General features: G+C 73.1%; 10 protein-coding genes. 1 reads left to right on the forward strand and 9 read right to left on the reverse strand.

Going from position 1 to position 12183, the window contains the following annotated elements; translation table 11 throughout:
- Positions 1 to 34 precede the first annotated feature (34 nt).
- From Q0795_RS16730 to Q0795_RS16765, 8 genes are read right to left on the reverse strand one after another with little or no spacing between them, the layout of a single operon-like run.
- Positions 35 to 1594 (reverse strand): peptidoglycan DD-metalloendopeptidase family protein, encoded by a 1560-nt coding sequence (locus Q0795_RS16730; RefSeq protein WP_298891646.1) that lies wholly within the window; start codon positions 1592 to 1594, stop codon positions 35 to 37.
- Positions 1591 to 3135, reverse strand: coding sequence for an ATP-binding protein (locus Q0795_RS16735; RefSeq protein ID WP_298891647.1), 1545 nt, complete (start codon positions 3133 to 3135; stop codon positions 1591 to 1593). The genes Q0795_RS16730 and Q0795_RS16735 overlap by 4 nt, the downstream gene beginning before the upstream one ends.
- Before the next feature lie 8 nt (positions 3136 to 3143).
- Positions 3144 to 4646, reverse strand: coding sequence for an SCO6880 family protein (locus Q0795_RS16740; RefSeq protein WP_298891648.1), 1503 nt, complete (start codon positions 4644 to 4646; stop codon positions 3144 to 3146).
- Positions 4647 to 4694: 48 nt separating this feature from the next.
- Complete coding sequence (locus Q0795_RS16745; RefSeq protein ID WP_298891649.1) at positions 4695 to 6257, reverse strand: hypothetical protein; 1563 nt, start codon at positions 6255 to 6257, stop codon at positions 4695 to 4697.
- Positions 6258 to 6287: 30 nt separating this feature from the next.
- Complete coding sequence (locus tag Q0795_RS16750) at positions 6288 to 7127, reverse strand: hypothetical protein (RefSeq protein WP_298891650.1); 840 nt, start codon at positions 7125 to 7127, stop codon at positions 6288 to 6290.
- Entirely contained in the window at positions 7124 to 7444 is a 321-nt protein-coding gene (locus Q0795_RS16755; protein ID WP_298891652.1) for a hypothetical protein, read from the reverse strand. Before Q0795_RS16755 ends, Q0795_RS16750 begins: the two co-directional genes overlap by 4 nt.
- On the reverse strand, positions 7441 to 8289 hold the full coding sequence (locus tag Q0795_RS16760) for a hypothetical protein (protein ID WP_298891654.1): 849 nt from the start codon (positions 8287 to 8289) through the stop codon (positions 7441 to 7443). The genes Q0795_RS16755 and Q0795_RS16760 overlap by 4 nt, the downstream gene beginning before the upstream one ends.
- Entirely contained in the window at positions 8286 to 9077 is a 792-nt protein-coding gene (locus Q0795_RS16765; protein WP_298891656.1) for a hypothetical protein, read from the reverse strand. The genes Q0795_RS16760 and Q0795_RS16765 overlap by 4 nt, the downstream gene beginning before the upstream one ends.
- A gap of 253 nt (positions 9078 to 9330) precedes the next feature.
- Here Q0795_RS16765 and Q0795_RS16770 point away from each other — a divergent pair, with 253 nt between their 5' ends.
- A complete protein-coding gene (locus Q0795_RS16770; RefSeq protein ID WP_298891658.1) occupies positions 9331 to 9594 on the forward strand; it encodes a helix-turn-helix transcriptional regulator in 264 nt (87 codons plus the stop codon).
- A gap of 69 nt (positions 9595 to 9663) precedes the next feature.
- On the opposite strand, the gene Q0795_RS16775 is transcribed toward Q0795_RS16770, so the two are convergent.
- Positions 9664 to 12147, reverse strand: a complete 2484-nt coding sequence (locus Q0795_RS16775) for a hypothetical protein (RefSeq protein ID WP_298891659.1) — start codon at positions 12145 to 12147, stop codon at positions 9664 to 9666.
- Positions 12148 to 12183: the final 36 nt, after the last annotated feature.

A 12183-nucleotide genomic window follows, 5' to 3' on the forward strand; every position in this document is an offset into this window, starting at 1 on the left:
GTGCGTCCTTCGTCGTGACGTGCTGTGCTGCGGGTCAGGGGGTGGCGGGGTCGTCGGCGACGTCGCCGAGCCGCCAGATCTGGAAGATGTTGCGGGTCAGGTCGTCGGCGTAGCTGAAGGCGCCCACGCCGAGGGAGGGGTTCGCGGCCTCGAACGTGCTCTGGGACGCGGGGTCGAGGACGAAACCGACGTGGCCGATGGTGTTCGGCCCGAGGTAGGAGTCGAAGAAGAACAGGTCTCCGGGTTGGGCCTGGTCGACGGGGACCTGGTAGCCGTTGCCGGCGGCGAGCCAGTCGCGTTGTGCCTGGGCGGTGCGGGGTGAGGTGATCCCGACGCGGGCCATCGCTTGTTGGGTGAGGCTGGAGCAGTCCCACGCGTCGGGGCCGCTGGCGCCGAGGACGTAGGCGTCACCCTGCTGGTCCAGCGCGAACTCGAGCATGGTGGCGACTCGCTCGTCGCTGATGGGGGGCAGGTCCGGGTCGCCGGTGCCGCCGGGGCAGTCGGCGGGCTCGGCGAGCACCAGACCACCGCCGTAGGCGTGGGCGTAGTGCAGGACGTCGTTGACGTACCAGTCGGCCCGGTTGTACCCGAAGAGGGCCTCGCGGACCCCGTCCGGACCGTCCGCGGCGCCGAGCGCCCGCAGGTAGTTCGCGGCCGAGTGGACCGAGTCCGCATCGTTGGTGATCTGCGCCGCCCCGTCGCCGTCGCCGTCGACGCCGTAGGTCGCGAAGGTGGCGGGCATGAACTGCATGAGCCCCTGGGCGCCGGCGGTGCTGGTGGCGGTGGTGGACCCGTGCGCGGTCTCGGCCATCCCGATGCCGGCCAGCAGGGTCCACGGCAGGTTGTACTCGGCGGCGGCGGCCTCGTACAGGTCCTGCACCCGGGCGGGCACTGGCTGGGCCGGGTTGGTCAGGGACGCCTGGCGTGGCTCACCGGCCTGGGGCAGCGCGAACCCGATGCCCCCTTCACCGCCGCCGGGCAGGTCGGGTGCCTGGTCGTCGGGGATGGAGGGTCCGACCGGTGTGCCGGACAGCATCACGCCGCGGTCGGCGAGGAAGGCGACGGGGTCGACGGGTTTCCCGTCGAGCCGGACCTCGAGATGCAGGTGCAGCCCGGTGGAGCGCCCGGTGGTGCCCTCCACCCCGAGGACCTGCCCGATCGCGACCTGGTCGCCGACGGTGACGGCGGGGTCGATGCTGTCCAGGTGGGCGTACCGGGTCAGGACCCCGCCGGCGTGCTGGACGTCGACGGTGGTGCCGTATCCCCCGTTCGGTCCGGCGTCGACCACGAGCCCGGCGGCGGCAGCCACGATCGGCGCACCGGAGGGCACCGACCCCAGGTCGAGACCGGTGTGCTCCCCGGGCAATCCGGTCTCGGGGTCGATGCGAGGACCGAACCCGGAACGGTGCTCGTAGGTGGTGTCGACGTAGGGGACGCGCCAGTCGCCGGTGGCGGGGATGGTCCCGGCGCAGCTGGTCACCCGGTGCTGCTCGGCCAGGGCGGGTGTGGCGATCACGGTGACCACGACGGCCAGACCCAGCGGCACCCCGGCCAGGACGAGCAGGACCGCGAGGAGGCCGATGGCGCGTTTCATGCGGCGGCCTCGATGCCCTCGTTGGTGTAGGTCAGGTCGAGCTCTGGGCGGGTCAGAACGGTCTGCACCTTGTAGGAGCGGTCACCGACCTGCCACAGGGCGCGTCCTTTGCCTTGCAGCGCCCACCCGGTGACGACGTCCCGGGCCAACGGTCCGAGCCCGAGCAGGTGGTCCAGCTCGTGGCCGACCTGGTGCGGTTGGCCGTGCAGGATCTTGATGTCGGCCAGGTGCAGCAGGTCCTTGGCGATGGTCGCGGCCTGGGACCCCTGGTCGCCGGCGGACAGCAGGTCCGACGGCTTGTGCATGACGCAGTACTGGACGTCCCCTCCGAGGCCGCCGGCACCGCGGGACAGCCTCAGGTCGGCATCGAAGGACTTGACCGCTTCCGGGCCGAGCCGCAGCTGCATCCAGGCCTCGTCCCGCACCACGACCCGCAGGTCGCCGGTCCGAGCGACCTCTCGGATCCCTCGACCCCAGGAGTTCAGGCAGGTCAGGGCTATGCCGGTGGCTTCCTCTCCCAAGGGCCGCAGCCGGGACAGGGACAGCGACTGGATCGGCGCGTCCCAGTTGATCGTGATGTTCGTGTGCTCGTCGAACAGTCCGGCCAGTGCCCCGTTCACCAGCTGTCCGAGGGCGTCGCGCAGCAGCCGGGTGGCGTCCAGGAAGTGGCGGACGTCGGCGTACCGGCACTCGGCCACCAGCGTGTCTGCGGGATTGTCCAGGGCGGCCCACAGTGCGGGGATGGTCGTCTCGGTCAACCTGGTCGCTCCCCGGGAGTACCCGGTCAGGTCAGCCAGTGCCGCCTTGATGACGGCCTCGTCGCTGGGCCCGAACGGGACCCGGGCCTCACCGATGCGTTGGGACCCGACCAGGCCACGCACCAGGGTCAGCCACCGCCCGAAGACGACCTGGGCGCGGGCCTGGGCGGCAGGACCGACCAGGTTCTCCCACCCGGTCGCCAGCGGCCCGATCGCCAGCGGGTTGACCCGTGCCGGCAGGCCCGGCCCCAAGGAGATCGGTGCCACACCCAGGAACCGGCACAGGGCCTCGTACTCGTCCTTGGTGTCGCCGAGGATGAGCGCCTTGTAGTCGAAGTCCATCATCCGCAGCAGGAACGCCTTGGTGTTCGCTGACTTGCCCAGGCCGGGTTTGCCCCACGCCATGATGTTGGGGTTGGTCACCGGGATCGCCTCGTTGAGAACCCACCCCAGGGGGTCGCAGTAGAACGCGGACCCGGACAGCATGTCGATCCCCATCTGGGCGCCGGTCGGCGGCAGGCCGGGGGTCGCGATGAACGGCCACAGGGCGGGGGCCTGGTCGCTGGTCATCCGCCATGCCGCGACCGGCGCGGCCGCGGGCACCCACCCTGCCTCGCGGCGACGCAGCCCGCGCCAGGAGCTGGGACGGAAGATGCGGGGTTCCTTCGCCGTGACGGCGGCGGCCGGGATGCTGGGGATCTCGTGCCCGAAGTCCCCCAGCAGCCGGGACACGTCCCGTCCTGTGGTGGCGCGCCGGGGGCGTTCGGTCCTGGTGGTGGCCATCGGCGGGTTCACCCGCTCCTGCGGGTCAGGGACACCCCGAGGGGCACCACGGTCGCGGCGAAAGACACATCCTGGGCCAGGTCCAGGCGCATGGGGGCGAACCCGCAGCGGCGGATCGCGGCGTCCAGGCGGCGCCCTGCCTCGGCGGCGCTGACGGTCTTGGGGACGGTGACGGTGGCGACCGCGTACGGTTCGGTGAGGGAGTTGCCGCGGGCCAGTTTGGACTCGATCCGACGCACCTTGTCGACCTCGTCGCGGGAGCGGGTGCTGACCCTGCGCCGAGCCCGTGCGTTCAGCTCCTCCCCCAGGTCGGCGGCGAACTCGCTGTTGGTCGAGCGGCGGGCGGCCTGACCGGCGGGCACGATCGGGTAGCAGACCATGAGCGCTCGACGCTCCCCGTCCTGCTGGGTGGACAGGATCGGCGCCAGCGCCCCGATCGCGGCGCCCTTCACGGGGAGCTTGAGAGTGGAGCTGACCGAGTTCCACGCGTCGTGGCTGTAGTGCCGGGGTGCCGGGTCGGCGCCGGAGGGCCCGGCCATCGACCACGGCACCTCGGTATTGACCTGGTCGCCGGCGGCGTGCGCGGCGAGGGCCTCGACGAGGCTGGCGCGGTCGCCGGGCGCGAACCCGGTCCGACAGGCGGTCGCCAGCTCGGCGCTGGTCAACCACTCCACCGAGGAGGCCCCGACCGCGGCCCGCAGGTGGGACTCGGTCTCGGCGGCGACGGCGTGCAGCGCTCGAGCTCGGCCGCTGACGCCGCCGCCGTACTCCTTGGCGACCTTGCTCAGCCGGGACTCGGGCACGACGATGGTGACGAACGACTCGGTGCGCACCGACGCCGCGGTCAGGGTCGCGGCCAGGGTGTCGTTGATGACGCGGGCGGCCGCGGGGGCGCCCGGCTGGCGGTGGCGGGCCATCCAGTCTGCTCGTTCGGCTCCGTCCTCGGGGACGGTCCGCACCTGCAGGATCACTTCGCTGACCAGTTCGGTCTTGACCTGCACGTCCAGCAGCTGGCTGAGGCCGCGGCCGTACCCGTCGCGTTCGGAGGCCTCGGCCAGGCCGAGCCCGGGGTGCACCACGGCGGCGGTCAGCGCCCAGGTGCGGGCGGCGTGGTTCTGCACCAACGCCACCCGGCGGTAGGTCGGCCCGTAGGGGGGACCCTCGTGGACCTCGATGCTGGTCAGGACCCCGGGCAGGTCGGCCTGGGCCGGGTCCCTCACGGCGCCGCGGGTGGCGCGGGCACGGAACCGGGTCCATCCCATCAGCCCCCCGGCCGCGGTCGCGAGGGTCGCGGCCAACCAACCGGTGACCGACCGACCCCGCACCGGGACGGCGACAACCACTGCGAGCAGTGCCCACAGCACCAAGAACAACCCTGCCGAGGCCCACGCCGACCTGGAGACCGCCCCCGCGACCGGCAACACCGCCACGCTGAGCGTGCCCAGCTGCCACCCGGACAGCCCGAAGAACCACCCGATGCGGGCCCGGGAGTAGTCACCGTAGATCGTCATGCACCCATCTCCATCCGTGTCGTCCTGCTCGTGTCGTCGTCATCGCCTTCACGCCGGTGGCACCGCCGCGGCCGCACCGGAACCGGCTGCGCCACCGGCCCCAGGGCCGGTGCCCGCGGGTGATGCTCCCGCCGGGGTAGTGCCGGACCCGGAACCGGTGGGCGCGGCCGCCGGCGGTGCTGGCAGGGGCGCGGCCGGGGCCGGTGCGGTCGGCGTGGTGGGCGCTGTGGGTGCGGTGGGCGCCGGGTCAGGTCCGGGCGCGGTGCGTGGGCTGCCGGTGTCCCCGGTGCCGGAGGGCGATGCGGGTCCCTGCGGGCCGGTCTCGGGGGCGTTGTCGCCACCGTCCTGGTCCTCGCCGCGCTGTTCGGGGTGCCGGTTCCGGTTCCGGTCTGCGCCCCGAGAGCCGGCGAAGTCGGGGACGTAGGTGTTGGAGCCGACGCCCATCTGGTTGGTCAGGTCCGCGCCGATGGTGGCGCCACGGGTGCCGGCCGCAGTCATCGCGCTGAGCCCGAGCGCGGCGACACCCCCGACCGCGGCCGCAGCGGGTCCGAGCGCGGCACCGGCGGAGCTCAGGCCGGACCCCAGTCCCTTGGAGGCACGTGCGCTGGCGTCACCGTCGGTGGAGCGTTCGGCCTGGGACCGCCCGTGCTCGTCGGTGCTGGAGGCGGCGGTCGAGGTCGACTTCTCCGAGGACCCGGACAGCACCCCTTGCAGTCCACCCTGCGCGGCGAGCCCGGCGCGCATCGCCGCGCCAGAGCTGGTGCCCGGGTCGACGAACGCGAGCAGCTTGAACAGCACCAACGGGGAGAAGCAGGCGATGCAGATGAGGAAGACGCCGGGGATGGCCGTGCCCAGGGTCTGCCCCAACCCGTCGGCTTCGTCCAGGACCACCCCGGAGGTCAACGAGACCCCGAGCCCCACCACCAGGGCCATCAACACGGAGGTGAACGCGGCCGCGTGGAACCAGCGCACCGACTTCCAGAACCAGTCGTTGCCGCGGGCGACCAGGCCTGCCGCCGAGACCGGCGCTGTCGCGACCAGCACCAGCAGCGCGGCGGCACGGGCCAGCATCACCAGGAAGTGCCCGATCCCCCCCAGCCACAGGAACAGCCCCATGAAGCCCAGGACCGTGGCCAGCACCCCGTCGGTGAGGTCTTCGACCGACAGGGTGATCTCACCCAGGGGCTCCCAGGCGGACCACGCGGGGATCCCGAGCAGGCCCTGCAGCAGCGCCCCGGACAGCCCCGCGGTGGCGGTGATGACCAAGGCGGCGTAGGAGATCCACGCGAACCAGGCGAGCACGAACTGGCCCAGCCCGACGAGGACCTGCGCGAGGTCCTCGCCCCGGCGGCGGAACGCGACGATGCCCAGGCGCACGAACAGCATGGCCCCCAGCAGCGTCAGCGCGATCCAGAAGGTGATGGCGTAGGCGTTGCCCAACGGCCCGCCCTCGGTGACGTCCGGGGTCATGACGTGGTCGACGATGCCGAGGACGAACTTGAGGAACCACAGTCCCGCGGACCAGATCGCGAACATCACCGCGGTCCAGGCGTCGGCGACGAGCTTTCCGACGGCGGCCTGCCCGAGGAACTCGAACGGGTTCGGGATCATGCCGGTGCACCTCCTGGGGTCGGGCTGTGCTCAGTCGCGGGGGTCGCCGGTGCTGGCCCAGGTGCGCCACCCGGCGCGGGCGGCCAGGTCCGTCCCGGGCCAGGTCGAGGGGGCCTGCGCGACGTCGTGAGTGGTGTCGATGAGCCACCGGTCACCGGCCCAGGTCATGGCCTCGCAGTGCCCGTAGGCGATGCGGGCGTCCTCGGTCCCGCCGGCGCGCACGTCCAGCAGCACGCAGGCCAGGACCCAGTCGTCGTCGTCGAGCCCCTTGACCTGTCCCGCGGCTGGGGCCGCGGTGACGGAGAGGGTGTCGGTCTTGGTCTGCCCGGACTGCTCGGCGGCGGTGAGGAAGACCTGCACGTTCTCGGTCATGACCCACGCACCGGGCTCACCGGGTCCGGTGGTCCACGCCTCGTGGATCTGGTGGGTGACCGGGATGGACATGGCCTGCAGGACGGCGACGTCGATGGCGGCCAGCTGGGCGAGGGCGCCCTGCGGGGTCGCGGGGTACCCGGTGGCCACCCCTCGCGGCCCGGTCCGGTCCGGGGACGGGACGGTGATGGCCGGGGCCGGCTCGGTGGAGATCTGGCCCTCCCGTGCGTCGCTGGCCTGGACCCTCAGCATGGGGGCGGCCGCGATCGCGGCTCGCCGTCCCGGTCCCGCCTGTTCTGGCGCGTCCGTGGCCGGCTCCCCGGCTGCCGTTACGGGTGCGGCCGGACTGGTCCCGGTACCGGCGCCTGCGGCGGTCAGGGCTCGGTAGGTGACGTAGCCCACCCCTGCCAGCAGCAGCAGCGCCACCGCCACGGCTGCGGCGAGGATGCCGAGCAGCCTCCCCCGGCTCCACCCGGTGTCGCCGCTTGTCGGGGTCACCACGAGACGCACCCGGCGCCGACCATGGAGGTCACGATCCCGGGCAGGATCAGGTAGAGGATGACGGCGATGAAGACGATGACGATGCCGACGACCCCGGCCCGGGAGGCGTGCGGCATCGCGAAGACGCGGCCGGCGACCACGGCGGCGATGGCCACCACGATGCCGACCACGAACAGGGCGACGACCGCCCACAGGACGTAGCCCATGATCTGGTCGACGGGGACCTGGGCGCCGGGGGGTGCGGTCGGGCAGACGGTGGCGAAGGACACCGCTTGGTAGGTGGCGGACTGGGAGAGTGTGGTCAGGGTGTTCATGTGTGTCGTCCTCTCTGGTGGTGCTGGGTGGGGGTCTCGAGCCCGGTGAGCTCGAGCACGTGGGTGGCTGCCGCGACCAGGGCCGCGGGCAGGTCCGTGGTGTCCAGGCCTCGCAGGGCCAGGGCCGGGTCGTCGGGGACGCCGACCAGGTGGTGCTGCGCGGACAGGTGCCTGGTCCGGTCCCCCATGCAGTGGCGGATCGTCCTGCCCCACCGCCGCGGGTTCGCGCGGGTGACCGCCAGCACCGGTTCGGTGTCCTCGGCGAGCAGGCTCAGCAGCTGCTCGGCCCGGCGCAGCCCGGGCACGTCAGGTGTGGTCACGACGACGACCGGACCGTGAGAAGGCCATGCGACACCGGCGAGCCACCCGCCGCGTAGGTAGAGCTGGTTGGCGTCCCAGCCGGGATCCAGCACGGTCAGCGACACCTGCTCGGGCGCGGGCACGGGGAGGGGGACCTGGTCGGGGCCGGGGTAGACCTCGCCCTGACGGTCGATGACGATACGGTCGCGCAGGCCACGCAACCAGCCCGCTCCGACGCCGCCGAGCTCGGCGGTGGCGCACCCGACCAAGCCGCTGGTGCTGATGGCGGATGCCTCGACCACCCGCGCCGGGGACGCTGCCGCGGTCGCCAGGGCTAGGGCCAGGGTGGTGGCTCCGGCCGACCCGTGGGCTCCCAGCACGGGCAGGACCGGGTGGCCTGGGTCCCAGTCCGCATCACCGGCGCTGGGCCCGGACGACGGTGAGGGCTCCTCGGTTCCGGGTGCGGGCGGCTCGACGGCCCGGAACTGCCCGGACTGCAACGCGGCCCAGGCGCGCTGCAGCTCAGCGACGGGGCGCGCGCTCACGCCGACCTCCGGGCGTAGGTGCCGCGCAGCTGGGCCAGGGCGCGGCGGGCCCGGCGCTCCACCGACGCCGAGGAGGTGTGCTGGTCGGCGGCCACGGCACGCACGGCCGGTTTGGACGTCAGGCCGGCGTTGGCTCTCCGGGTCACGACGGCGTCGCTGGCCTCGGCCAGCCCGAGCAGCAGCCTGACCTCACGGGAGGGCAGGACCTGGTCCTCGACCGCTTCCTCGAGCAGGTCGTACAGCGCCTCCTGCGCGCCGCGCTGCTCGACCTGGCTGCGGTGACACTCGATCGCCAACCAGGACGCGTCCTGGTCCTGGGTCGGGTCCAGCAGGCTCACCCGGTCGGCCCACGGCGTCGCCCAGCCCAGATGGCGCAGCACGTCGCGGCGGACGTTCATCAGGACGGTGGAAGCGACCTGGATCCGGTTCGCCCACGACAGGGTGCGCACGCTGATCCACAGCTGACCGGCCACCAGCTCATCCATCCTCGGGCACATGGTGTGCAGGTCCCTCGCGATCGCGGTGGCCCCCGGCACCAGCAGCTCGGCCAGCACGCTCGCGGCGGCCGTGTCGTCGGCGCCGTCCACCGCGCCGAGCTCGCCCAAGGCCAACAGGACCTCGTTCGCCTCCACCGTCGCAGCCCCACGCAGCCACTGCGCGAGCTGCTCCGGGTCGTCAACCCGCGCGAGCACCGAGTGACGGGCCACCCACACCGGCCAGGCCTGCACGGCGCGCTGCGCCGGGCTCGGAGACCCGTCGGTCAACCCCAACTGTGTCCGCAGGCTCATCGCCAGCTCCTCTCCACGTCCGCACACCCCGGAACGCTCTCCCCCGGGCGTCCCCGGTTGCGCCCCTGATCCGTGCGTACCCACCCCACGTTCGGGGGGGGGTACGCGCTGGGGACACCGGCAAAGCTGCAGGTCAGGCGGCGCCCCCGAAGGCCCCCTAACTTTTTCCGCGGCCTCCCGAGATGTCGGGCTAGTTGTGCCCTGTTAGTTGGGCATTACGGTACACGAAATCGGCCCGTGGGATGATCCGGGCGTGCCGGTTCGTCGCGATCTCTCAGACGAGGACTCCCAGCAGCGCTGGTCGCAGTCGCGGCTCAGGGTGGGTGCGAACACCCGTCGGCTACGGCAGGAGCAGGGGTTGACCCAGACCGGCCTGGCCCAGCGCGCCGGGCTGAGCCGCAACCAGCTGATCGACCTCGAGCAGGGGCGTCGCGGTCTGCTCTTCGAACGGTTGGAGGATCTGGCGGCAGCTCTCGGGGTGCCGGTCGGCGAGCTGTTCACCACCGCCGAGACGTAGAAGCACCCCCCTGCGCCGGGAGGGGACGTGGTGAAGGGGCTCGGCGCAGGAGGGTGCGGTCGGTGGGTCTCAGCCGGCTCTGCGTGGCTCCATCCAGGACCGGCGGGCCAGGACCTGCTCGGTGCGGGCGGGGAGGTCCTCGGGTGGGGTGCCCTCTTCCTCGGTCCGGTCGCAGACAGCCTCCTGCAGCAGCGTGGCCGCTTCGCCGTGGTGCCCTTCGGCGGTGAGCACGGCCGCCAGGTCCAGGGTGGGGATCTCTTCGTACGGCGCGGCCAGCGTCGCGGTCTGCGCGGCGGCCCGGGCGGAGACCAGGTCCGCGCACTGCAGGTCGTGCACGACCAGGATGTGGGCGACGTCGACGATGGCGCACACCATGTGCTGGTCGACCCGGTCACCCTCGACCAGCCAGGACCAGCCGGTGCGTCGCAGCTGGCTGAACGGCTCGCCGGTGACCAGGCTCAGCGCGTGCCGCAGGTCCTCGATGCCCTCGGCCCCGCCGCGCGCCTCCCCCCGGGCCCGCAGCCGGCGGAACAGGTCGAGGTCGCACAGCACCCCCAGGACCTGGTACACGTTCGTGCCGTGCTCCTGGCGCGCCGGTGCCTTCTGGGCGTGCGGCAGGTGCGGCTGCCCGTCGGTGGCGTTCGGCCCCAGCCACTCCCGGACCCGCCGGATGTAGTCGCGGCACTTGGCTTCGCTGAGACCGAACGCGTCCGCGGTCTGGGCCGGGGTGACCCCGCGAGGGTGCAGCACCAGGTAGGCGAGCAGCTCGGTGAAGTAGGCCTTCCGGTCCGGCAACGGGGCGCCGTATGCCTTCGCGGCGACCGGGCCCAGCAGGGTCAGTCGGGGCCGGCGCGAGTCCCGGTCCCACCAGTCCGCCAGGTCCTGCTCCAGGTCAGGGTCAGCCTCGAGCACGTCCGAGGCGACCGCCTGGGGCACCCGGGGCGCGAGCTGGGCCAGATCCTGCTCGGTGGTGGCGGCGACGTGCACGTACTCACCGTCCGGTCCCGGAAGCAGCGAGGACGCCGACACCATGGCGGCATCGGCGTCCACCAGGTGCGGACGGCGCTCCACGGTGTGCTCGGGCCGCAGCGCACCGGCATCGTCGGCGAAGGACCGCCACAGCTCGTTCTCGGTGCCCTCGCTGGCCACGGGCATGGGCACGTCGTGCAGGTCCTCACCCTGGGCGAGCAGCAGCGCACATCCCTGCGCCTCGTCTGGGGTCAGGCCGGCGGCGACCAGATCCAGCCCGGACTCGGGCAGGCGCAGCCTCCCGTCGCTGCCGATCACCAGCTGCATCATCTGCTCGTCCGGGATGTCCGTGTGCAGCACGAGCGCGCTGCCGGTGCGTCCGGGGTGGGCACCCATCACCTCACGCAGCCCGGCAGTGAGCTCGGTGCCGGCGTAGCCGGGCCCGAGCATCAGGATCCTCGCCGGCCAGGTGTCGTCGCTGGCCAGCATCGCCCTGGCGGTGGCGGTGTCCGTGATCTGTCCCAACCGCTGGTGCACGGCCTGCGCGTCCCGGTGCAGGGCGCCGATCGTCTCCGGGCCGGCCACGTGGACCCGGCTGGAGTTCATCGGCGCGACCTCTTCGGCGATACCCACACAGTCCAGACGCACCTCGGCCGACCATGGGTTGACCGCGATCTCAGCCGCGACGTACCGGGCGAAGTCAGCGGTGTAGTCGGGGTCACCGGACAAGGACACCTGCAGGTCCTCCAGGTTCAGCAGCCACGCCGACCCGTCGTCGCCAGCGCCGATCGAGACCAGCAGCGGCCACGCCGCAGGCAGGTCCGGGCCGCCGGGACCGACCTGGTCCAGACCGGTGCCCGCCGGCAGGGACCAGTGCAACCGGTCCGCTGAGCCCTGCCACGGGGCTTGCAGGTCGGCCGGTTCAGACAGGTGCAGCACCAGCGCGTCCTCGCGCAGCTGGGCGGCGACCAGGACGGGCGTCGGCCCACCGGCGGCGACCTGCCGGGCCGCGAGGCGGCGCAGCGTGGCGTCCAGGTCCTCCAGGGTGGGAGCCGCGACGGCGCCGTGGGCGTGCACGGTCTTGGCGACCGGGGCGAGCTGCTGGGGCGCTGTGCTCACCGTCCGTCCCGGGCGGCGGTGCCGGAACTGGCGTCGCCGACGCCGCCCCAGGGCCAGGAACAAGCCCCCGGCGAGCAGGGCCCCGGACCCGGTCAGCCCGGTCAGCAGCCACGACGGCCCCGCGTCGTCGGTGGCTTCCGCGCCGGCGTCACCGGACCAGGCTCGGTGCTCGGCCTCTTCCCCGGCGGGTGTCAGCGCCCCTACGGCGCCGCTGCCCCCGGAGGTGGAGTCCTCGGACCCAGCGGTCAGGGACGCCATCGACCCGTCACGGGCGGCGCCCACCGGGCCCGCCGGGTTGCCGGCCTGCGCCGTCGACTCATCCGGTGCCGGTGCGCTGCCCCCGACCCGGGCCCCGGTCTCGGCACCACGGTGGGCCCGGTCGACGAGGGGGGCTGCCTGCTCCTCGGGGTGGTCCTCGGGCAGCGTGATCTGCCAGCCCGGGTGGATCAGGTCAGGGTCTTGCAAGGTGCGCCCATCCGGTTGGACGACGTCATCGCTGGC

The sequence above is a fragment of the uncultured Serinicoccus sp. genome (genome assembly GCF_947487915.1).
Taxonomy (GTDB): Bacteria; Actinomycetota; Actinomycetes; order Actinomycetales; family Dermatophilaceae; genus Ornithinicoccus.